Here is a 21,714-nt window from a genome sequence, read left to right on the forward strand (position 1 = left end):
TTAAGGGGCTCACCCGCTTAAGCCCCCGGCTTTGCCGGGGGTCATTTAACATTCACAGGTCTCGCTGCAACGATCGCGTTTCGCGCCCGGTTCTATAATATTGGCGCCGAGGGACAGTTATACTGTGGTGCCTTAGCCGCTACCTTCTTTGGTACCGGGTTGATCACCTTACCTCCCTTGTTAATGATCCCGTTTTTGATGCTTGTTGGGGCCCTTGCTGGCGGTGCAGCCCTTGCTATTCCCGTCATGTTAAAAACCCATCTCAAAGTTGATGAAGTAGTAACCACCCTTCTGTTGAATTTTGTGATATTACTTTTTGTCGGGTATTTCCTCGAAGGTCCTTTAAAAGACCCGATGTCCATGGGCTGGCCACAAGCAGAGCCGATCATTGATGAAGGTCTGTTTCCAAGTCTAGTTGATAAAAGCCGCCTTCACTTTGGCTTTATATTTGCCATTATTGGTTCTGTTCTTTGCTGGGCCATGATGCGGTTTACGGTTTGGGGGTATGAGATCCGTGCAGTCGGTCTCAATACCTCAGCCGCCAAGTTTTCCGGGATCAACGTGAACGCGACAGTGATCAGAACCGCCGTAATCAGTGGCGGTCTTGCCGGCCTTGCTGGGGTAAGTGAAGTTGCAGGCCTTAAAGGATATTTGACACTCGATATCTCACCCGGGTTTGGCTACACGGGCATTGCCGTTGCCATGCTTGCTCAACTCAATCCTTTAGCCGTTATTCTCTCGGCTCTATTTATATCCGTGATCTATGTCGGTGCTGATTCCATGAGCCGAGCGATAAACATTCCAACCTATATCGCTGATGTTCTGGTTGGGTTATCCGTTCTATCCATACTGGTCAGTGTCATGCTGACCAAGTACCGCCTGCGTTGGAGATAAGATTATGATGGATGTTCTCGACATACTTATCTCTGCTGGATTTTGGGCGGCAACTTTCCGCATCGTCAGCCCCCTCATCCTAGGCACCCTCGGCGAATTGATCTGTGAACGGGCTGGTGTTCTCAATCTCGGCATTGAAGGCATCATGACCATGGGTGCCATGTCCGGCTGGATGTGGGTCTATATGGGCGGTGATCTATGGACTGGCGTTATGTTTGCGGCCTTCCTAGGTGCCATGTTTGGATTACTCCACAGTGGCTTTACCGTCTATCTTGGTTTATCTCAACACGTCACAGGTATTGGAATTACGCTCTTTGCTTCTTCGCTGAGTTATTATGTCTATCGTATGTTACTCCCAGATGCGACGACACCGCCCAAAATTGAGCCTTTCCAACCTTATGCTGTGCCCTTCCTCTCAGATATTCCCATCATTGGTGAAGCTCTCTTTACGCAAACACCCCTAACCTATTTGGCCCTTATTCTCGTGCCTATCGTTTGGTATGTGCTCTACAAAACACCTGTCGGATTGGCCGTTAGAATGGCGGGGGAAAATCCAATGGCCGTTGAAGCCCAGGGTATCAATGTCCTCAGCATAAGAACGGGTGCAGTCATGGTTGGCAGTGCGCTCATGGCGGTTGGTGGTGCCTTTATCACCATGTCCGCGTTTGATGCTTTCTTCTTTGGTATGATCAATGGTCGAGGTTGGATATGCGTCGCCCTGGTGATCTTTGCTTCCTGGCGTCCAGGTAAAGCCCTGATCGGTGCTTTACTTTTTGCCGGACTGGATGCTTTACAAGTGCGCGTACAGCAAACCGCAGGTGCTGTTATCCCTTATCAGTTTTTCCTGATGATGCCCTATATCCTAAGTATTGTGGCTATGGTAATTATGGCCCGCAAAGCCAGTTACCCGAAAGCTCTGCTCACACCATTTCGTCGGGGTGAAAGAACTTAAGCCCTCAACACCACTTATAACCGACCACTTCAAATCGGAAATACAATGCTTGATCTTGTTATAAAAAATGCCGTTCTCCCTGATGAACAAGGGTCCTTTGAAAAAGGAACTGTCGACATTGCCGTTCAAGGAGATCGCATCGTCGAGATCGCTCCCCAAATCACAGAGGGCATAGATCAAGATCATACTGTGATTATAAATGCTGCCGGTCATCTGGTATCAGCCCCCTTTATTGACCCGCATTTTCATTTGGACTCAACGCTCAGTCTCGGGCAGCCTCGGCTGAACGAAAGCGGCACCTTGCTAGAGGGTATTCAGCTGTGGGGAGAGCTCAAACCACATCTGACCCACGAGGCTATAAAGGAACGGGTCCACGCCCTCGCCCGTTGGTCCATCGCGCGCGGTACTCTTGCAATTCGCAGCCACGTCGATACCAGTGATGATCGGTTGTTGGCTGTTGGCGCTTTACTCGAAGCAAAAAAAGAGCTCGCCCCCTGGATAGATATCCAGCTCGTCGCCTTCCCTCAAGATGGATATATCCGATACGCTAAAGCAGCTGAGAATTTGGAACGGGCATTGGAAATGGGCGTTGATGTCGTCGGTGGTATCCCTCATTTTGAACGCACTATGGAAGATGGTGCCAAGTCGGTGAAAGCCTTGTGCGAAATCGCAGCAAACCGTGGCCTATTGGTTGATATGCATTGCGATGAAACCGACGATCCGATGTCTCGACATATCGAGACCCTCGCGAGCGAGACCGTGCGGTTGGGATTACAGGGTCGGGTCGCCGGGTCACATCTCACATCCATGCACTCCATGGATAATTACTACGTCAGTAAATTATTACCTCTGATCAAAGAGGCCAACATTACAGCCATCCCGAACCCCTTGATCAATATTACCCTTCAAGGTCGCCACGACACTTATCCAAAACGTCGCGGTATGACGCGAGTCAAAGAAATGACTGCCATGGGGATCAACGTTGCACTCGGACACGATTGTGTCATGGACCCTTGGTACAGCTTCGGCAGCCATGACATGCTCGAGGTCGCGCATATGGCAACTCACCTGGGGCAGATGACTGGTGTGTCTGAAACCAAGGCCATGTTTAAAGCTGTGACAGAAAACTCTGCCAAGGTTATGCACCTTCCCGATTACGGTATCGAAAAAGGTAATTTTGCGGACATGGTTATCCTGCAAGCCCAAGACCCAATCGAAGCCATAAGGTTACGCCCTGCCCGGCTGTTTGTAATTCGACGAGGCAAGGTTATTAGCACAACAGCCCCGGTTCAAGCCGAACTCAACCTGAATGGTAAAAAAGAGACCGTGAATTTCCTAAAGTAATTTACACAGAATAAAAGTCTGACAGTTTTCCCCTACTCCATCGTGTAAAGATGTTTAAGGGGAAATCATGTCAAACACGCACCCAACTGAAAGCTTAGACTTAAGTAATAACAACCAGATCGATAGCTGGGCTCGCTTATTCCGTTCAGGCAAAGTACAAAATCTTGAAACACTGGATGAACTGGAAAATCAATTAAAGCAGTATTTGAGGGAAAAGCGAGACCGACCTTTAGAGCACAATTCTATCCAACGCCTTAAAGAGTTAATCTCTTCACTTGATACTTATGGCAAGTCTCTCAAACGCCTATCCACTGTTCGAAAAGAAACCCTGGATAAAAAGATGAAAGCCCGGTCAAAGCAAAGCAAGATCGATGGCTACAATGCCTTTGGGAAAAGGCACTAACTTTGATCCCAATAGGCATCACCTGAAAATCGATCAATAAGAAAATCGATCAAGGTCCTTACCCGTGTGGGCTGAAGTTTACTTGCGGGCCAAAGAGCATGCAAACCGACAGAGGTAGCTTCGAACTCAGTCAGAACTCTGACAAGCTTGCCAGCTTTGATATCTGAGGCGACAACAAAATTGGGCATAAGAGCGATCCCTCGACCAGCTTTAGCGGCGGCAGCAAGTACCTCTCCATTGTTGGCACTAAAGTTTACCGTTACATCCACGGATATTTTTTCTCTTCGGCTTTCCAAATCCCAACGCGTTCCTGTTCTATGCCAACCGTAATGAAGAATTCGGTGATTGGTGAGTTCTGCGGGCTCATGAGGAGTGCCGTTAGCCTTTATATATTCGGGTGACGCGCAAAGAATACGTTGAACAGGTGCGAGATGGCGGGAGATCAAAGAGCTATCTTCAAGATTTCCAACCCGGACAACCAAATCATATCCCTCAGCAACGACATCAACAAATCTATCAGTAAGGACCATATTCACCACAATTTTTGGGTACATCTCCATAAAATCCAGCAATGCCGGGGCGATGTGTAATTGACCAAAAGACATGGGGACACTGAACTTAATATGACCTTCGGGTTCAACTTGGTTACGCGCCAGTTCATCACTCGCGACATTGAACTCCTCGACGATTACACGGCAACGTTCATAAAACTCAGCCCCAGGCCCCGTTATACTTACCCGTCTGGTTGTCCGGTTCAGCAACTGTGCGCCCATAGCCCCTTCTAAAGCCGCGACACGCTTACTCACAACAGCCCTTGCAATACCCAAACGTTTTCCTGCGGCGCTAAAACTACTGGTTTCAGCTACAGCAATAAAAGCTTCCATACCAGATAGGCGATCCATGCATAATTCCATTCGATACAAAATGGAGACAATAAAGCTCCAATTAGTCACCATGACTTTATTTTTGCACCAATCTATATATCATAAATCTAAAAACCTAAACGTCACTATCGCAAAAATAACAAAATGAACGTTATGAGAGAAAAAGAGAGATACCATGACAAGTTGGCAGAACGAACCTTTTGCAATCGATGTAAAAGAAGGCGAGACAAAAGCATTTTGTATGTGCGGCCTTTCTAAAAACGGCCCCTTTTGCGATGGATCACATGCAAGTACAGACATCACGCCACAGGTGATGAGCTTTGAAGACGATAAAACAATTTATGCCTGTGGCTGTCAGCAATCAAACAAACGTCCGTTTTGCGATGGTAGTCACAAAAATATTAAAACCGAGAGCACTCCAAAACAAAGTGCGCCCCCTTCTCTCAGCAGCAGTAATCCTATCGAACCTCATATTGAGTTCATTCAAGAACTCGCCAAAAATGGATTGTCAAAATTAGGTCATCACGGACCTATGGGCGCAATGGGTGTACCAAGGACGGAACTTCCAACATGGGATGACATACAGTTCATCACAGCCCAATTGGCAAACGCTCCCCTGTTGGATGATGCCCCTGTTTCGACGGAAACCATCATTGGTCCAAAAGCAAATAAACCACTGAAATTAGAAATTCCACTCTTTGTATCTGATATGAGTTTTGGGGCCCTTTCTGAAGAAGCCAAAACCGCCCTCGCAATTGGTGCCGAGCTCGCTGGCACAGGTATTTGTAGCGGCGAAGGTGGCATGCTCCCCGAGGAACAAGCTGCCAATTCCCGTTATTTTTATGAACTAGCCTCGGCCCGTTTTGGTTTTTCCATGGATAAGGTCAAACAATGCCAAGCCTTTCATTTCAAAGGCGGCCAAGCTGCGAAAACAGGAACAGGCGGCCATTTACCTGGCAATAAGGTCACTGCAAAAATAGCCGCGGTACGCGGATTAAATCCTGGAGATGATGCCATATCCCCTGCCCGGTTCCCGGACTGGTCAGAACCTTCTCAAATTAAAGAATTTGCCGCACAAGTTCGTGAAGAAACCGGGGGTATCCCCATCGGCTACAAACTATCAGCCCAACACATCGAAAAAGACATTGATGCAGCCCTTGAAATTGGGGTGGACTATATCATTCTGGATGGTCGTGGAGGGGGTACGGGCGCAGCACCGCTTATTTTCAGAGACAACATCTCTGTTCCCACAATCCCTGCTCTGGCGCGCGCTAGAAAACATCTTGATCGCCAAGATAAAGATGTATCCCTGATCATCACAGGTGGTCTGAGAACACCAGCTGATTTTGCTAAGGCACTGGCGCTTGGCGCAGATGCCATCGCAGTTTCAAACTCTGCTATGCAGGCCATTGGTTGTCTTGGCATGAGAGCCTGTAACAGTAATACCTGTCCCGTAGGCATTGCGACCCAACGTGAAGACCTTCGCTTACGACTTAAAGTCGACCAGTCTTCTCAAGGACTTGCTCGCTTTTTCGGCGCATCGGTGGAACTCATGCAAATTCTAGCAAGGGCGTGTGGTCATAACTCCCTACAGGAGTTTTCTATTGAAGATTTAACCACCTGGAAACGTGATATGGCATCTCTTTCAGGTGTCAGCTATGGCGGGGTTGAATTAAACTAGCTTTATAAGACGGGATAACTACTGCAAATTTGTAAAAGACAACACATTTGCAGTGGTACTCTAAATATAATCCGTCAGGCTTATATTGATCAATTTTGTCGTTGCTGAATAGGATGCTTCCAATTGGGCCTCTAACTGGGAGAGTTCTAACGTCGTCTGCCCAACATCGGCCGTTTTTGCATCATCCAGCCAGTTTCCTGCATAAAGTTGGTAGTCAACCTGATCATCCAAGGCACGTTCAGTTGTATTGTAGGCAACAGTGAGTTCAGTTTGAACCACCAGTAGTTCATCTATCGCTTCATTCAAAAGGTCAAAAGCCTCTTCAAATGCCGCCTGATCCATCGGATCTTCTGAGGCATTGGCGGAGATATTCATCGCCCGTAACAGCTTTTCAAAACCACTGTCAGATCCAGCAACGCCGTATTCGACGTTTAAGTTATCATTTACCTGAACAGAGGCGATGTCATCGTCGCCATTGTAGTAACTGTCCTGAGCTGTTGAGGGACTGGAAATCGCGGTGTAGGGTGGGTTCTCTACAGTTACAGGCGCTTGATCGGTTACAGATCCACTAAATAGATATCTGCCACCAACTTGTAAATTGATCGTAGCAGCCGCCTCTTCCAAGTTTGAGGTGGCAATGGTGTTGATGCCCACCGTTGATGCGTTGTCTCCACCGAGTGTCGCGGTTAAATCTGATTTGAAGTTATTCGCAAGATCTATAAGCGATGTAATAGAGGACTGCATAACCTCAATACGTCCAATAACGAGCTCACCATTATCCACATATGTCATCGAACGGTTAAGGGAGCTTTCAAGACTTACAATTTGGTTTGCTGATTGTGCGACACCTTTGTAATCCTGAGATTTATCCCCACTGGCAGATTCCATCTGTTTTTCAGCGACTTGGGACTGAACTTTAAGTGCCTGAGCCATAAGAGCGGCATTATTGGCAAAGGTCGAAATTCGTTCCATAGTTAAATCCTACCGAACCGTACTGATCAGTTCATCAAAGAGAGATTGTAAAGTGTCAATAATAGCTGCAGCAGCCGCATATTGGTTTTCCAATTGAGTTATGTAAGCCAATTCTTCGTCCACATTCACGCCCGTTTTATTTGAGAGTTCGGTCTTCAAATTATCCAAAGACAATTGTTCGGCATCCGCGGTGGTTTGTGCGTTAGCAGCATCTTGCGCAACGGTCGCGACATAATCAGCTGAATAGCTTTCATAGGTATCTGTCGTACTCCCCAAAGTGGTACTTGAGGTCATGACATCGTATAGTGCTTCAGAAATAGAGCTATCACCAACCGAGATAACATTATCCCCAACAGTTAAAGTTGCGGATGTATCCAATTGGCCTGTTGCAAGTGACCCCGGATCATTTTTCAGGGTCTCTGAAACCGCGATATCAGAGGCACTTGTTCCGGTAAAGAACTGCTGAACCCCAAAATAACTGGAAAAGCTGTCTGCATCGCCCCCAACTGCACTATCAAGTTGGGAGAGACCAATCCCCATTGACGGATCGTCAGATTCAATAAGTAGATTTCCATCCGATGAAAGGCTGGCTGAGATCCCGGTAATACTATCAAGAGCAGACACGACATCGTCTATTGTTGCAAGAGCAGACAGATCAACATCCTGATATGACTGCAAGCTACCCTCACTGTCCACGAGGGCAACCCGAACTTCCCCAGTTGCGCTAAAAGCGTCGGCTCCTGTAAAGCTCTCGGTGCCCGTAATTGTTGCTGGCGCAGGATAGGCCACACCGTTTTCATAGACGGCATTAATTTCGGATATCAGGCTATGCGCCATAACATCCAATGTCTCTTGCTGCTCTGGGAGGATATCATCTCTTAATGCAATAAATCCGCCGAGTTCACCGCCAGAGATATCTTCGGTAATATCTTTGCCGTTCAAGGTGATTGCATCAAAACCGCCAGGATAAGTCATTGCCGCATCAACGTTTGCAGCGGGGTCATAGGAAAGTTCGTGAACCTGGCTGTCCACCAAGGGCTGACCGCTGCTGGTATAAACGTAGGTCTGATTATCACTCGTTGTGAAGTAGGAGATGTCCAGTTCTGTAGCGAGTTTTTCCAGCTCGAGGGCTCTTTTATCTTCCAAATCCAGGGTTGACGTTCCCTGACTATTGGCCAAAAGAATTTGCTCATTAAGCTGATCAATGACCTCAAGTGATTGATTAATATCCGAGACACTCTGCGCAATATCGTTATTGGCCTGATCTCTTAATTCTTGAATATTGGATGATTGGGTAGAGAGTTCCTGAGCCAAATCCTCTGCGGCAGAAACTACCAAAGCGGCCTGACTATCGCTTTCAGGAGTTGTGCTTAAAGACTGTAACTCTGACACCAAAGAGGCCACATCTGCGGTTAAATTGGTTTCACTGGAAGTAGATCCCAATCCCTGTTGAAGCCAATCCAAATACATCGCGATGACATTAGCTTCCCCTGCATCTGACGACTGCTCAACAATACTTGCTGTAAGAAAAGGATCTGCGCTGCTGGTAACACCGCCAGATGTAACCCCTGCCCCATACCCGGAAAGCACGACTGAATCAGTCGACAATGTCTTTCGGGTATAACCTTCTGTTCCAGCATTAGATACATTGGACGACGCAACAGATATACCTGATTGCGTTACAAGAAGGGCATTTGTTGCGGTATGAAGTGCAGATGTCAGTGTCATGACAAAGCTCCCTTAAGCATGCCTGCGTTTAGGCATGTCCACGTTGTGCCGCTGCATCAAGCAGAGCTTCAACGCGCTCTGCACAAGCCACTTTTCTCTCGTTTAATAAATGTATGTTTCGACGCGTCAGTTGACGTAAATCCTGCATTTGTTCGAGTAGAACCTTAAAATCTTCGACATCCCCAACCGCTGCTCGTGACTTCATATCATCTAGTATTGGAGGACTTAGAGTTTCATATTCATCTGCAAGCCCCTTTTTAAGCGGTTGCAACCGGGAAACGCTTTCTGTATCCCGCCATTCCAGGAACCGATTTTCCATACGCATAACAGTGATTAATGTGTCTAATACGCCCTGAAATCTGGCTTCTCCATTACCCATGATCAATTCCTTTTTCCCTTAAAAATCTCTATAGATTGAAAATATGAACGTGTGACTGAACGGGACTTGCGTAGCTTGAGGATTTCCTGCCCCAGCTCTTCGCGTTGTTGTTCCAGCGCTTTACTCAGAGAGGTTGCTTCTTCGAGACAGCTCAATACAGACGGCCTGCTGGCTCCATTGCTCAAAAGATGCTCCACTCTTGCTTCTAGCCGTTTTAATCTTGCGCTAAACATCAGCTCTATCGAACTGCTGAAATCAGAGTATTAATCATTTCATCGGCCGTGGTCACAACTGTTGAAGCCGCGGAATAAGCCTGTTGAGCCACGATCATTCGGCTGAATTCAGAGGCAATATCCACGGTTGATTCCTCCAACGAAGATGGCGAGATAACACCAGCGCCATTGTCGCCGGGAGTGGAAAGAATAAAATCACCTGATGAAGAAGACTGCCGAAACAGATTGCCACTTTCAGCGATCAACCCATCCGGATTGGCAAAGGTTGCGAGGGAAAGCTGATAGATAGACTGGCTTTGGCCGTTATCAAAATAGGCCGTAATTGCACCCTCAGAATTAATATCTACGTATGAAAAAGATCCGTAACTGGTACCGTTTTGAGAAATCGATCCCAAATCAACAGAAGGCTCTTCCTCGTTTGAGGCCGCTTGAGACAAACCGTTGGCTTCTCCCGCTGTCCCCAGATCCAGGGTGATCGAACTATCTCCAGCGCCGGAGGTCCACCCCGTAACATCCAGGACAGGCGGGTTCGGCGTTGTTGACGCCAAGGTGCCATCATCATTAAAGACAATCGATACAGGCCCCCCGCTTGCCGTCCCGCTTGTTACACTGGGATCAAGCGTATTTACCGGATCGCTATAGGTTAGATCCCATTCGTTCGCAGCGGTTTTTTCCCAATTCATATCAACGGTTTGGGACACACCTAGAGAATCAAAAATTTCAACCGAAGTGGTAAAGGTATCACCGATATCAGCATCAGCAGGAAGATTTGCTTCCAGAGATAGCTCTGATGTTGCAACGGCCACGCCACTGGCGGCATAAACGTCAATTGGCTCAAGCGCGGACAGGCTGTTTGTTGCGCCAACAGATATAGACCCGTCACTGTCAGTTGGATAGCCCATCAGGTACATACCGGAACTATTTACCAGATAACCCTCGTCGTTTACCGAAAAATCACCAGCCCTTGTGAAAGCATATGTTGCATCAGAGGCATCCAGAGAACTGGACACAATAAACATCCCATTGCCATCTATCGCCAAATCCAGAATAGACTGAGTAGATGAAATCAATCCTTGCTGGCTCACCCCAGCGACATCTGAAGCTTTAACCCCACCCGATCCGTAACTGGATGATGTCGTACTATTGGTGACGAGCGACGAAAAACTGGTGTAAGAGGATTTATACCCCACGGTAGAGGCGTTCGCGATATTGTCAGAAATAACCCCCAGAGCATAACTCTGAGCTGCTAATCCAGACACAGCGGTATTGATTGCACCAGACAAACTCATGGCACGCTCCTTTAAATAAACGTTATTTTTGAAATACTTCTAAGAATTAACCGGACATTCCGGTTATATGATCTAGTTCGATAGAGAGATCACATCTTCCAAGTTGCTGGCTTGGCCACCTTCGAAAAGAAGAACGGGTAGAGTTCCTGTGGTATCGACACCGGTAACTTGTGAATGAACTGAAAGCTCAACAGTGATTGTATTCCCCTCACTGTCCAGCGGCGTCATCTTGAGGGTATAGAGCCCTTCTTCTGCAACATCACCGTCATCGTTCAATCCATCCCACTCATATTCATTACCGCCGACATCACCACTGACAACTTCTTCACTAACGACATCCCCGTTTTCATCCAATACCTGGGCCGTGATATTCTGGCTGCTCTCAGAGAGATAGAAACTCCAGATGGCCCCATTACCATCGCTATAAGCTGTATTACCGGCGACTTCGACATCGACCCCGATATAACTCAAGGTCTGGGTCATGGTATTGGCTGTATCCAGGGTCGTTTGCGCTTCAAGTTGTTCATTGGTGTTAATCTGCTGCTCAAGCTGAGAATACTGTACCAATTGATTGGTAAATTCGTTTGTATCCATCGGGTCCAATGGATCTTGATTTTGCAACTGCTCCGTGAGCAGAAGAAGGAAATCATTATAGTCAGAGAAAAGCTGTTCCGAAGCAGCTGAACTACTCGACGTTGTTGTCGTTGTCGTGCTTGGAATAAGAGATGCTACAGCCATTTTTCCTCCTCAGGCAATTACTTGCCGATACAAATAATTTTGTTATGAAGAGTTACACGGTGGGGATAGGAAAAACTGTCACCAGCTTTGTAAAAAAAATAAATAAATCACTAAATATCTGTTATTATTGACTTAATTTTCTTAACATCGATCCACGCCAATTGACCAGCATCAGGCGATCTTCACGAGAAAGCTTTTTAAAAGACCGGGTAAAAACATCCATAGTGGCCGATATACGCGCCAAAGCCTGTTTTCGAATTTCCTCGGTCTCCCGATCAAAGGCAGCCTCGTCAAAATCATCGGCCTCGATAATTTTGCGCAGACGTTCATGCTGTCCAATAAATCCGGGAGGCGGGCCCATGAGATTTTCAGATATCAGGGCTGAACGTATTATCTCTTGCCCCTCAGGGCTGAGGTTGGCAATTCCCCGCCGGATCATCGGCGGAAGCATGATCATCCCTCGCGGAGGCGGCATCCTGTCATCAAAATGATCAAAAGGTGGCGGCGGTGGTCGGTTAAATACTTTACTCGTGACAAAGCTGCCCGCAAACCAACCAGCGATAAAGATATTAATCGTTAAGGAAAGAAGCAGTGTGATCTTGAGGAACTTATTGTATCCCTCTTTCTTCCCCTCGATCTTCAGCGCCATGCGGATAAGCTCTTATGAATAGTAAATGAGTAAATTCAAGAAATCAGTTACACCATTACCAGCTGAAATATCAAGCTGATTTACCCCCCCTGATATAACGCCAAGAAGAAAGAGCACGGGGAGAACAGTTTTGCCATGGGGCATGATTTTGGACAAATCGCCCAAAAGCGCGATAGACGCTGCAGCAAGACGCATCTCTTTGCGGACTTCTTCTCGAATACCTTTTGAGTGTGCTTTTGCAACTATTCTGTCTGCAAGCCCTTCTGGAGCTACTTGGTCGACCGTTTCACTGAGGAAACGCTCCATTGCCAGGCTTTCCTGGAAAAGTTCCCGAGCTTCAGGGTCACGAATGGATAGGGCTACGGCACGCGCACGTTCATCTTCGGGCCAGCGCCCGAGTTGTGCTCCATAACTATCAATAAGGTCTTTCAGCTCGTCTATCGTCATAGGTCCATACTATAGCTTGTTATCTTTAAGATTAACACGCAACTGTTGTCTCGCTCTCTTCAACAATGAGTGAACAGCATTAACACTAACCCCCATTATTTCAGATACCTCCTGATTACTCATACCTTCTTGATAAAATAACATAAGGGCCGTCTGTTGCTTTTCCGGAAGATGGCTTACTGCTTCGTTCAATCTTTCCTTCGCTTGCCTGCTTTCAATTTGAGCAGGAGCGTTCGGGCGTTCATCCTTTGGCTCCGTAACCGCATCAATAGATGCACTCGCTGGTTTGCGTTTAAGATCGATACAGCGATTGGTCACCACTCGGTAAAGCCACGTCGTTACCTTTGCCCCATCGTGATTCCAGTTTTCACGATTGGTCCAGATTTTCAAGAACGCATCCTGTACCACATCTTCCGCATCATCGTGATTGTGTAGAATACGGTTTGCCAGCGCGAACATCTTGTGGATGTGGCGCTCAACAAGCATGCGGTAGGCGGCTTCATCGCCCTCTGTAATACGACGCATAAGGGCCGGATCTGAACAATCCTGCTCACCCTTCTGCCGCGCCCCGAAAAGACGCTCAGAAAGAGTCAAAATTTGTTGCATGACGACCCCGTTCGCCAGCATATCAGATAACCATAATCAACACCGTTATTCTCCCACATCTGCGCTTTCGCAAATTCTTGTAAATTAAGCACTATCCCCTCCAATGCATCAAGGTTTATTACACCCTTGCGTCGCGAATGGGGCCTCCTGCCGATTGAACCGTTCCTTCCTGGAAGGCTTTATCATTTTCGTTTTTAGAAATTTCCCGCCAACTGTCTCTCATAACAGCGAGTTGTTTTTGGATCTGAATACAAAGCTCAGGCGCGTCTCTGCGGGCTGTTGCTCTGATAATTTGAGCAGATATCGATAGGTAATACCGACGCAAAGAGACCGCGACCTCTTTACCCTGTTCAAAATCAAGCATGGCATCCAAGGCGTGAATGATTTTCACCGCTTTTTGCATGGTGTCGTAATGCACCTCAAACTCACCGGATTCAAAAGCTGTACTACCCTCTCCCAGCAACTTGATGACTTCATCATAAAGCATCGCTATGGCCAGGGTTTTGGGAACCGACCTTGGCGCTTGACGATAAGCGGAACAAACCGATTGAGAAGAGTATCCTTTCATTGGTTTACCTCTTTAATCATCACTTACTCCCAGGACTGCCTTGATTTGCGCAAGCGTGGCATTAGAAGCTGCAATCTGAGCTTCCATAACCGCATACTGATCAATCAGGTTCTCTTCGTAATCTGCCGCGCGCTGTTCGATATCAGTGATCTCGGCTTCATAGTCTTCATTTTCGTCACTAATACCTTCGATTGTAGTCGTCAGGACCTCGTCATAGGATGAAATGTCTTTGTACAGTGTGTCTGCAATCCCCTGTTCAAAAGACACAGCAATTGTGGCAGAGGCATCACTCCCGGAATAAGCAAGCGAGAGCCCCTCATAAATGGTCCCTTCCACACCCAAAAGCCGGCTGCCATCATAGGTGAACAAGTCACTCGCCCCGTCAACGGTTACACCCGTTATACCGCCGGATGTTCCATCTGTTGTGACTTCCAGATTAAAAGACAGGCCACCGTGTTCGGGTTCACTATCGAGTAGCAGAAGTTTTTCAGAGGAACTGGTCATGCCAAATTCAAACAGGCTTTGAACGGCATCGACATTATCAAGTAAGGCTTCGTCGAGAACAGTTTCATCGAGAGCCAGGGTATTGTCTTCGTTGAAGGTAATGCCGATGTCATCAAGAGAGTCGACTAAATCAGAATTATCGAGAGTTGAATTCAGACCATCAAACAACGCCATATTGGTATTTCGGAGCAAACTGTCACTAAAGAGAACCGCCTCATCAGAAGCGCCCCCGGCCGTGGTGGTTTCCTGTTGTGTTATGGCAAACTCGCGATAGGCATTATAGGCATCGACAAAAGCGATGATCTGGTCTTTGACACTTGCCAGGTCAGATCCAATTTCAAGAGAAACGGTGGACCCGGGTTCCGCCCCGTAGAGATCGATCGTCACACCATCAATGAGATTATCAATGGAGTTATCGTCCCTTGTGATTGTCAGGCCATCATAAAGCAGGATGGCGGATTGTGCTGCTTGAAGTTCTTGCAGATATGCGCCACTTCCATCCTGTACACCTAGGGATACCTGGATATCATCACCACTGACGCTGCTCATGCTCAGGGCCTGGTTGGTATCTTCCCCCGTGAGGACCAATTGATAGCTGCCTTCAGAAACCTGTAACAAAGTGGCACTGACGCCAGAGGTTTCCGAGACGTCGTTGATGGCGTCGGTGAGATCAGACAAAGTCATATCAGATGTCACCGTAATCTGGGTACTGGTACCGCTGGCGCTTGAAAGTTCAAAAATCCCGCTGAGCCCCAGCGCGACATCTGCATCTGATTGTTCTGCCGAGGCTACCTTGTGCGTGGTGGCGAGTTGTTGAACTTCCAGCTCATACACCCCTTCTGGTGCGGTGGAATCAACGCTTACTCCTAATAGCGAAGTAGGGCTGGAAACATCAGAAGAGCTTAAATAGGCTTCTTTCTGATAAAAGACGTTTTCCTCATCACCAAGTAAACCGGTGGGGTTCGTCATGGGATAAAGACTGTCCGTGATCGCACTCAACAGGTTTTGCATTTCCTGATAGGCAGCGATCTCGGCATCGTTTTCTGTAATCTTTACTTCGAGATCATCGGCCGGAAGCATCTTGGTCGCCACTGCTGCTTCACAAGCGCAGAGGTATCCAGCCCACTGGAAGAGCCCACGAGATAAACCGTCCCTGAAGAACTTGTTGCGATCCCGCTTGTTGACGTCATCTCTCTCTCCCGCTGCCCTGTACAGAATGAACAGCTATAAATTTAAAAAGTGGTGGAGGAAGCCAAAGGGGGTTTTGATCCCTCCACCGATTACGCACTAAACTGGCTTAACTCTCATCATCATTTCCCCCCTTTCAGCGAATAAGCTGGAGAAGAGATTCTGGCGTCTGGTTCGCCTTGGCCAAGGCTGCAATGGATGCCTCGGTCAAAACCTCTGCTGATGAAAGCTTGGCTTGTTCGTACGCAATGTCCGCGTCCATGATTGAAGATTGCGCGGCATCAAGGTTCTCCGTTTGCGTGGCAATGGAATCCCCCCTGAACTCAAACCGAGAAATCTGCGCACCAACTTCGGCACGCGTCTGTGACACCGTGGCAATTGCCGTATCGATAGCTGTACTTGCTGCGGTCGCGTTTGTTGTATCTGTTACATCAAGCGCGTTCACACCAAGGGCTGTTGCATCGACATCTGCGATTTCAACCGTAATGGTATCGGTAACATCCGATCCCACCATGAAATCAACCCCAGTACCGGCCACAAAATCGGTAGAGCCATCCAGCAGGGATTGCCCATTGAACCGCGTACCTGTTGCGATGCCATCAATCTCTTCGATCAACTCTTGAAATTCCGCATCGATGAACGCCCGTTCATCATCGGTCACAGCACCAGACAGGGCCTGGGTAGAAAGCTGCTTCATACGTTGCAAAATATCAGAGATGTTCGAAAGACCGCCATCAGCAGCCTGAAGGATCGACGCACCGTTAGATGCGTTGGTCGCCGCCTGCTGCAATGTGGTGACATCGGACTCAATCTTGGTACCAATGGCCAGACCTGCGGCATCATCCGATGCTTTCTGGATCCGGGAACCACTGGCAATCTTGGCTGTTACATGTAAGGGCCTGAAATCATCCGGGCTTGGGCTTGAAATCATCGGAAATTTGGACCCGAATTAAATGAAACTATAAATTAGTCTCGGCTCGAATTAAGTGATAATGAACCCGAATTAAATGAAACTGAGCTTGAAATCATAAAGTTCGGCCCACTTTAAGTGATACTATAATTTTTCCCAAATTTCATATTTTTTCTACCACGTTATTAGACTTGTTAATGACTTCATTTGTGCCTGGTTCTACATATTGTATGGTCAAGAAAAGGAAGGTTTTCTAGCCCTTGAGTGGTGGTCAGGCCCCTTTATTGATAATCCACAAAAATTTAGTCAATGTACTAAGACTAGCAATCAATGTATAAGTAATAGCCTCTTTTACGGTTTCTCGGACAATATTGATGTTAGTTGGCTATTCGCGCGTTTCAACCGATGATCAAAATCTTGATTTACAACGGGATGCTCTTCATGCCTGTGGCTGTGAAAAATTCTTTGAAGACACCTTAAGCGGTGCCAAAGCTGATCGCCCAGGTTTAAAGGAAGCACTCAAACAACTCCGTGATGGAGATACTCTCGTTGTCTGGCGGCTTGATCGTCTTGGGCGAACTCTCAAAGACCTTATCATTCGTGCAGAAGAGCTCCGTGAACGCGGGATTGGTCTCAAAAGCTTGCAAGAATCAATTGATACCAATTCAAGCGGCGGTGAACTGGTATTTCATATGTTTGGCGCTCTTGCCCAATTTGAGCGAGCGCTGATCAGAGAACGCACGCACGCAGGTTTACAGGCAGCCCGGGCAAGAGGTCGAATGGGTGGTCGTCCAAAATTGCTGGCGACCAAGCAACGCCAACATGCCGTCAGTCTCTACAAATCCCGAGACCACACTGTCAAAGAGATATGTGAGCTAATGGGGATATCCAAACAAACGCTTTACACCTATGTCGAGGAATTTTCCGATGGGCCGTAAAGGAACCCTTCTGCCAGCGGAAACTTTATTGTCTCTACGAGCCAAGCTGGCGTCTTTGCCATTAAGATCTCCGCAGCGTCAAGAAGAGGTTACTCGAATTGCAAAGTTATTTGATGTTAGTTCTGTAACAGTTTATCGAGCGCTCAAGGCATTGAATCAACCAAAAGGACTAAGTCGATCTGATAGAGGGCATACGAGAAAAATAGATGAGGCTGACAAACTACGGTACTGCGAGATTATCGCTGCCTTAAAGATTAGGACAAGTAATAAACAGGGACGTCATATCTCGACAGGCAGGGCTATTGAAATACTGGAAAAATTTGGGGTAGAAACACCAACTGGACATATTAAGACTGAGAAAGGGCTCTTAACGAAATCAACTGTAAATCGTTGGATGAGTGAACTTGGTTATGACCATGCCAGAATGGTCCGTGCTCCTGCAGCTGTCAGGTTTGAAGCCAAACAATCCAATGAACTCTGGCAGTTCGATATTAGTTATTCTGATCTCAAACATATCAAGCAACCTGAGTGGATTAATCCCGACAAAGGACAACCAACCCTTCTACTATTCAGCGTCGTTGATGACCGGAGTGGTGTCGCCTATCAGGAATATCACTGTGTATATGGCGAAGATGCTGAGACAGCATTACTGTTTTTGTACAATGCCATGGCCCCAAAGGAAGACACGCCGTTTCAAGGCATTCCAAAAATGATCTACATGGATAATGGTCCCGTTGCAAAGAGCCTTGTTTTCCAGAACATGATGGAGCGGTTGGGCGTTGACTGGAAAACGCATCTACCGGCTGGATCTGACGGACGACGAACAACGGCCCGCTCAAAAGGCAAGGTTGAGCGTCCGTTCAGGACAGTCAAGGAAGCCCACGAAACTTTATATCATTTTCACAAGCCGGAAACCGAGGCAGAGGCCAACCTCTGGCTTGTGAATTATATCAAGAGATATAATGAAAAGGATCATCGCCGGGAACCTCACAGCAGGATTGAAGACTGGCTTTCAAATTTACCAAAAACCGGGATCCGGGAAATGTGTTCCTGGCAACGTTATTGTGTGTTTGCCAGGGAGCCGGAACACCGGAAGGTTGGGATTGATGCTCACATAACAATAAGAGGTACTTCCTATGAAGTGGACCCTGGCCTTTCAGGAGAAGAGGTTACTCTCTGGTGGGGGCTTTTTGATCATGAGCTCTATGTTGAATGGGAAGAGAAGCATTATGGTCCCTACCGACCGTCAGGAGGTCCAATACCTCTCCATCGTTACAGAAAGCACGCCCGCTCTGCCCGGGACAAACGAGCAAACACTGTCGCCTCTCTCGCTGAAAATATAACGATCCCGAGAGCTGCCCTTAGTGGATTACAGCTGGAAACCCTGCCTGCTGAGATTATCCAGTTTCCTAAAATCACATTTCAGGATCCGGATCCGTGGGGGGAGATTACGTTCTCCAATACACTTAGTGCTCGTAGAGGGATTGCGGATCAACTCGGAAAGCCACTTGCTGAATTGTCGCCAGAAGACCTCACATTCATTACAGATCTTTTAGAGAATACTTTAGACAAGAAAACGATTAAAGACCTTGTTTATAAGAGGTTTATCCGCAGAGCAAAGGGAGACTAAAATTGTTAACGGCTCAGGTTATGGAACGCTTTAGTATTATCCAGGACTGGTCTCTGGCCGGATATTACGAGACATCTCGGTTAAAACAGCTACAGGATGATATTCGGGTAGCTTTACTTTCCGGGAAATTAATATCCGTCACCGGGCCAATTGGAACGGGTAAGACGACGATGATCAACAGGTTACGAAAAGAGATCAAAACAGATAAGAAAATTATCGTTGCCCGAAGCCTGTCCGTTGAAAGAAATCGTGTTACTCTCCCCTCTCTTTTAACAGCACTTTTCCTTGATGTTTCAGGTAAACTGGATTTTAAAATTCCAGGACCTGAAAATAGGGAACGAGTACTGCTGGAACTGATCTGCAAAAGAAAAAAGCCGGTTGTTCTCTTTATTGATGAAGCTCACGACCTTCATGGGAACACACTTAACGGTTTGAAACGGCTCATGGAAATTTTGAATGAAGAACCAGCCGTTTTCTCGATCGTGCTGGTTGGCCATCCCAGACTACAAAACAATCTAAAGCGTCCGACTATGGAAGAGATCGGCAATCGGACTATCAAATTTGACTTTAGTGGTATTGGAGATGAGAGGCCTCAGTTTTTGGACTGGTTACTCGAACAATGCCTCACTAAAGAGACAAAGCTCGATCAGGTTATCTCTGAAGACGCACGGGAATTTATGGCTGAACATCTGGCAACACCTCTCCAGTTCAGCGAACACCTGAACAGGTCTTTTATAAATGCTTTCAGAGTTGGTGAGCCAACGGTGACAAAAGAAATTGTTGAAGAAATAATTTCACCAGGATTTCAGGACCTTGATGCCAGGCTTGCAAGAATGGGCTACACGCCAAAGGATTTGGCAGTACAATTTGAAACGAGTCTTCCTATTATGAGGGCATTTCTCAAAAGTAAGTTGGGCCCTGAAAGAACAGACGAGCTTGCTTCTGAGATGCGCAATGCTGGCTTGCCTGTATAACTACATTTGAGGCAATAATTATAGTTTCACTTAAAGTGGGCCGAACTTTATGATTTCAAGCTCAGTTTCATTTAATTCGGGTTCATTATCACTTAATTCGAGCCGAGACTAATTTATAGTTTCATTTAATTCGGGTCCAAATTTCCGATGATTTCAAGCCCAAGCCCGGATGATTTCAGGCCCTTACAGTTACAGAAGACTGTTCAGCCGAGTTACTATTTAGGTACCGCAAAGCCGTGTTTGCGGAAGTATTTGTTGAAATAACGGGCATGCTACCTGCTCCTTTTTGAATGTCCTACCTGACAGCGGAAATCGCTGCTGACCTCCTTTTCACGAGAGCAGTCGAAAAAACTGTCACAAAAAGTAATTTTTTATTTTCATATAAGTTTCTGGGCCCGTTTCAACGCCCGATAAAATGACCATAAAAAGAAGAAATGCCGCATCTGCATGAGATCAATTCTCAAATCAGCTATACTTTGTCATCTCAACGGGATATAGCATTTACCATTATTTGTATTAGGTCGGTGTTTCTATAAGGTTGGCATCATGGGCACATTTGAGAATTCAGTTAAAAAAGCACAGGAAGAAATTTCCACGATTTTTTCCGAAACACCGTTACAGCATAACCTGTTTTTATCGGCAAAGTACGATTGTAACGTCTATCTCAAACGTGAAGACCTAACCCCGGTTCGCAGTTACAAGATCCGTGGTGCTTTTAATTTCTTCAGCAAGGCTCTCGCCGATGTAGAAGGACATGCAGAAAAATTTGTCTGCGCCTCTGCTGGTAATCACGCCCAGGGGTTTGCCTATACCTGCAATCACTTTAAAAAGCGCGGCACCGTCTTTATGCCGACGACCACACCGCAGCAAAAGATCCATAAAACCAAATCTTTTGGAGGAAAATATATCGATGTCCAGTTGGTCGGCGATATCTTTGACGAAGCCTATGAAGCTGCCCACAGATATGCCGCCGAAGAAAACGCCTTTATGGTCCCGCCTTTTGATCACCCCGATATTATCGAGGGCCAGGCAACCATTGGGCTGGAAATTTTGGAACAACTCGGCGGTAAAACCCTTGATACCCTGATCATGCCAACAGGCGGTGGTGGCCTTGCCGCGGGTGTAACCCGCTATTTGGGCGAGCAATCCCCTGATACCAATTTCTGGTTTGTTGAACCCGAAGGCGCACCTAGCCTGAAAGAAAGCCTGGCAGAAGGCCGTCGGGTCAAGCTCGAGACCGTTGATAACTTTGTTGATGGTGCCGCAGTTGCCCTCATCGGCGAACACAATTTCGAGGCTTTGAAAGATTTCCCTTCTGACAAAGTCTTGCTCGCCCCCGAAGATCGCCTCTGTGCCACCATGATCACCATGCTCAACATTGAAGGTGTGGTGCTGGAGCCCGCAGGTGCGCTCTCCATCGACATCCTTCAATCCCTGGACCCGGAAGAACTCAGAGGCAAAAATGTCGTCTGTGTAACCTCTGGCGGTAATTTTGATTTTGAACGCCTGCCCGAAGTCAAAGAACGCGCGTTGAAATACGCAGGTCTGAAAAAATACTTCGTTCTCAGAATGCCGCAGCGTCCCGGCGCCCTGAAAGACTTCCTCTTCCTGCTCGGCGATGACGACGATATCTCCCGTTTCGAATACCTGAAAAAATCCGCCCGTAACTTCGGCTCCATCCTGATCGGGATCGAAACCAAGAACCCTGCTAACTTCGACACCCTAATGGAAAAGTTCCACGAAAACGGCATCCAGTTCCAGGACATTACCAATAACGAAATTTTGGCGAACTTCCTGATTTAA

The 21,714-nt window shown here is 47.1% G+C and carries 21 protein-coding genes and 1 pseudogene; 9 read left to right on the top strand and 13 right to left on the bottom strand.

The genetic code is table 11. The features are described 5' to 3' along the window. Positions 1–57 precede the first annotated feature (57 nt). The 4 genes and pseudogenes from ACOGW3_RS20030 to ACOGW3_RS20045 form a co-directional block, all read left to right on the top strand. Positions 58–894, top strand: a pseudogene (locus ACOGW3_RS20030) (ABC transporter permease); the annotation flags it as partial. Positions 895–898: 4 nt separating this feature from the next. Beyond that, entirely contained in the window at positions 899–1,846 is a 948-nt protein-coding gene (locus ACOGW3_RS20035; protein ID WP_419904569.1) for an ABC transporter permease, read from the top strand. A 45-nt stretch (positions 1,847–1,891) separates the two neighbouring features. Then, the gene (locus tag ACOGW3_RS20040) at positions 1,892–3,190 is read left to right on the top strand and encodes an amidohydrolase family protein (protein ID WP_419904570.1); all 1,299 of its coding nucleotides are present in this window, start codon (positions 1,892–1,894) and stop codon (positions 3,188–3,190) included. Positions 3,191–3,257: 67 nt separating this feature from the next. Then, the gene (locus ACOGW3_RS20045) at positions 3,258–3,593 is read left to right on the top strand and encodes a hypothetical protein (protein WP_419904571.1); all 336 of its coding nucleotides are present in this window, start codon (positions 3,258–3,260) and stop codon (positions 3,591–3,593) included. On the opposite strand, the gene ACOGW3_RS20050 is transcribed toward ACOGW3_RS20045, so the two are convergent. Beyond that, positions 3,590–4,495: a LysR family transcriptional regulator gene (locus ACOGW3_RS20050; RefSeq protein ID WP_419904572.1), complete on the bottom strand. Its 906-nt coding sequence runs from the start codon at positions 4,493–4,495 to the stop codon at positions 3,590–3,592. The two genes, ACOGW3_RS20045 and ACOGW3_RS20050, sit on opposite strands and share 4 nt — an antisense overlap. A gap of 157 nt (positions 4,496–4,652) precedes the next feature. On the opposite strand from ACOGW3_RS20050, the gene ACOGW3_RS20055 reads away from it, so the two are divergent. After that, positions 4,653–6,158, top strand: coding sequence for a glutamate synthase-related protein (locus tag ACOGW3_RS20055; RefSeq protein WP_419904573.1), 1,506 nt, complete (start codon positions 4,653–4,655; stop codon positions 6,156–6,158). Between the two features lie 60 nt (positions 6,159–6,218). Here ACOGW3_RS20055 and ACOGW3_RS20060 read toward each other — a convergent pair whose 3' ends face one another. From ACOGW3_RS20060 to ACOGW3_RS20115, 12 genes are all read right to left on the bottom strand, one after another. Next, complete coding sequence (locus ACOGW3_RS20060; RefSeq protein WP_419904574.1) at positions 6,219–7,130, bottom strand: flagellin; 912 nt, start codon at positions 7,128–7,130, stop codon at positions 6,219–6,221. 9 nt (positions 7,131–7,139) lie between these two features. Then, positions 7,140–8,858, bottom strand: coding sequence for a flagellar hook-associated protein FlgK (gene flgK / locus ACOGW3_RS20065; protein WP_419904575.1), 1,719 nt, complete (start codon positions 8,856–8,858; stop codon positions 7,140–7,142). A gap of 28 nt (positions 8,859–8,886) precedes the next feature. Beyond that, positions 8,887–9,237 carry a hypothetical protein gene (locus ACOGW3_RS20070; protein ID WP_419904576.1) on the bottom strand — a complete coding sequence of 117 codons (351 nt, stop codon included), beginning with the start codon at positions 9,235–9,237 and terminating at the stop codon, positions 8,887–8,889. Positions 9,238–9,475: 238 nt separating this feature from the next. Continuing rightward, complete coding sequence (gene flgE / locus ACOGW3_RS20075) at positions 9,476–10,759, bottom strand: flagellar hook protein FlgE (protein WP_419904577.1); 1,284 nt, start codon at positions 10,757–10,759, stop codon at positions 9,476–9,478. A gap of 72 nt (positions 10,760–10,831) precedes the next feature. Continuing rightward, entirely contained in the window at positions 10,832–11,497 is a 666-nt protein-coding gene (locus tag ACOGW3_RS20080; RefSeq protein WP_419904578.1) for a flagellar hook assembly protein FlgD, read from the bottom strand. A gap of 124 nt (positions 11,498–11,621) precedes the next feature. Beyond that, a complete protein-coding gene (locus tag ACOGW3_RS20085) occupies positions 11,622–12,146 on the bottom strand; it encodes a hypothetical protein (RefSeq protein WP_419904579.1) in 525 nt (174 codons plus the stop codon). 12 nt (positions 12,147–12,158) lie between these two features. Then, positions 12,159–12,593, bottom strand: coding sequence for a hypothetical protein (locus tag ACOGW3_RS20090; RefSeq protein ID WP_419904580.1), 435 nt, complete (start codon positions 12,591–12,593; stop codon positions 12,159–12,161). 9 nt (positions 12,594–12,602) lie between these two features. Further along, on the bottom strand, positions 12,603–13,199 hold the full coding sequence (locus ACOGW3_RS20095) for an RNA polymerase sigma factor (RefSeq protein WP_419904581.1): 597 nt from the start codon (positions 13,197–13,199) through the stop codon (positions 12,603–12,605). Between the two features lie 118 nt (positions 13,200–13,317). Further along, positions 13,318–13,767 (bottom strand): flagellar protein FliS, encoded by a 450-nt coding sequence (locus ACOGW3_RS20100; RefSeq protein ID WP_419904582.1) that lies wholly within the window; start codon positions 13,765–13,767, stop codon positions 13,318–13,320. A 12-nt stretch (positions 13,768–13,779) separates the two neighbouring features. After that, positions 13,780–15,351, bottom strand: coding sequence for a flagellar filament capping protein FliD (fliD, locus tag ACOGW3_RS20105; protein ID WP_419904583.1), 1,572 nt, complete (start codon positions 15,349–15,351; stop codon positions 13,780–13,782). Further along, entirely contained in the window at positions 15,324–15,461 is a 138-nt protein-coding gene (locus ACOGW3_RS20110) for a hypothetical protein (protein WP_419904584.1), read from the bottom strand. The genes fliD and ACOGW3_RS20110 overlap by 28 nt, the downstream gene beginning before the upstream one ends. Positions 15,462–15,595: 134 nt before the next feature. Further along, the gene (locus ACOGW3_RS20115) at positions 15,596–16,390 is read right to left on the bottom strand and encodes a flagellin (RefSeq protein WP_419904585.1); all 795 of its coding nucleotides are present in this window, start codon (positions 16,388–16,390) and stop codon (positions 15,596–15,598) included. A gap of 353 nt (positions 16,391–16,743) precedes the next feature. On the opposite strand from ACOGW3_RS20115, the gene ACOGW3_RS20120 reads away from it, so the two are divergent. The 4 genes from ACOGW3_RS20120 to ilvA all read left to right on the top strand — a co-directional run bounded on the left by ACOGW3_RS20120 (position 16,744) and on the right by ilvA (position 21,714). Next, positions 16,744–17,307, top strand: coding sequence for a recombinase family protein (locus ACOGW3_RS20120; RefSeq protein WP_419901194.1), 564 nt, complete (start codon positions 16,744–16,746; stop codon positions 17,305–17,307). A 10-nt stretch (positions 17,308–17,317) separates the two neighbouring features. Beyond that, on the top strand, positions 17,318–18,937 hold the full coding sequence (locus tag ACOGW3_RS20125; RefSeq protein WP_419902480.1) for an IS481 family transposase: 1,620 nt from the start codon (positions 17,318–17,320) through the stop codon (positions 18,935–18,937). 2 nt (positions 18,938–18,939) lie between these two features. Next, positions 18,940–19,911, top strand: a complete 972-nt coding sequence (locus ACOGW3_RS20130) for an AAA family ATPase (RefSeq protein WP_419901193.1) — start codon at positions 18,940–18,942, stop codon at positions 19,909–19,911. A 546-nt stretch (positions 19,912–20,457) separates the two neighbouring features. Then, entirely contained in the window at positions 20,458–21,714 is a 1,257-nt protein-coding gene (gene ilvA / locus ACOGW3_RS20135) for a threonine ammonia-lyase IlvA (RefSeq protein WP_419904586.1), read from the top strand.

The organism is Kiloniella sp. (assembly GCF_965205715.1).
Taxonomy (GTDB): Bacteria; Pseudomonadota; Alphaproteobacteria; order Kiloniellales; family Kiloniellaceae; genus Kiloniella.

Bases quoted from the DNA above. Each gene is read 5' to 3' on its own strand.
- ACOGW3_RS20035 (WP_419904569.1), top strand. From the start codon at position 899: ATGATGGATGTTCTCGACATACTTATCTCTGCTGGATTTTGGGCGGCA.
- ACOGW3_RS20040 (WP_419904570.1), top strand. From the start codon at position 1,892: ATGCTTGATCTTGTTATAAAAAATGCCGTTCTCCCTGATGAACAAGGG.
- ACOGW3_RS20045 (WP_419904571.1), top strand. From the start codon at position 3,258: ATGTCAAACACGCACCCAACTGAAAGCTTAGACTTAAGTAATAACAAC.
- ACOGW3_RS20050 (WP_419904572.1), bottom strand. From the start codon at position 4,495: ATGGATCGCCTATCTGGTATGGAAGCTTTTATTGCTGTAGCTGAAACC.
- ACOGW3_RS20055 (WP_419904573.1), top strand. From the start codon at position 4,653: ATGACAAGTTGGCAGAACGAACCTTTTGCAATCGATGTAAAAGAAGGC.
- ACOGW3_RS20060 (WP_419904574.1), bottom strand. From the start codon at position 7,130: ATGGAACGAATTTCGACCTTTGCCAATAATGCCGCTCTTATGGCTCAG.
- flgK (WP_419904575.1), bottom strand. From the start codon at position 8,858: ATGACACTGACATCTGCACTTCATACCGCAACAAATGCCCTTCTTGTA.
- ACOGW3_RS20070 (WP_419904576.1), bottom strand. From the start codon at position 9,237: ATGGGTAATGGAGAAGCCAGATTTCAGGGCGTATTAGACACATTAATC.
- flgE (WP_419904577.1), bottom strand. From the start codon at position 10,759: ATGAGTTTGTCTGGTGCAATCAATACCGCTGTGTCTGGATTAGCAGCT.
- ACOGW3_RS20080 (WP_419904578.1), bottom strand. From the start codon at position 11,497: ATGGCTGTAGCATCTCTTATTCCAAGCACGACAACGACAACAACGTCG.
- ACOGW3_RS20085 (WP_419904579.1), bottom strand. From the start codon at position 12,146: ATGGCGCTGAAGATCGAGGGGAAGAAAGAGGGATACAATAAGTTCCTC.
- ACOGW3_RS20090 (WP_419904580.1), bottom strand. From the start codon at position 12,593: ATGACGATAGACGAGCTGAAAGACCTTATTGATAGTTATGGAGCACAA.
- ACOGW3_RS20095 (WP_419904581.1), bottom strand. From the start codon at position 13,199: ATGCAACAAATTTTGACTCTTTCTGAGCGTCTTTTCGGGGCGCGGCAG.
- ACOGW3_RS20100 (WP_419904582.1), bottom strand. From the start codon at position 13,767: ATGAAAGGATACTCTTCTCAATCGGTTTGTTCCGCTTATCGTCAAGCG.
- fliD (WP_419904583.1), bottom strand. From the start codon at position 15,351: ATGCTTCCGGCCGATGATCTCGAAGTAAAGATTACAGAAAACGATGCC.
- ACOGW3_RS20110 (WP_419904584.1), bottom strand. From the start codon at position 15,461: ATGACGTCAACAAGCGGGATCGCAACAAGTTCTTCAGGGACGGTTTAT.
- ACOGW3_RS20115 (WP_419904585.1), bottom strand. From the start codon at position 16,390: ATGATTTCAAGCCCAAGCCCGGATGATTTCAGGCCCTTACATGTAACA.
- ACOGW3_RS20120 (WP_419901194.1), top strand. From the start codon at position 16,744: ATGTTAGTTGGCTATTCGCGCGTTTCAACCGATGATCAAAATCTTGAT.
- ilvA (WP_419904586.1), top strand. From the start codon at position 20,458: ATGGGCACATTTGAGAATTCAGTTAAAAAAGCACAGGAAGAAATTTCC.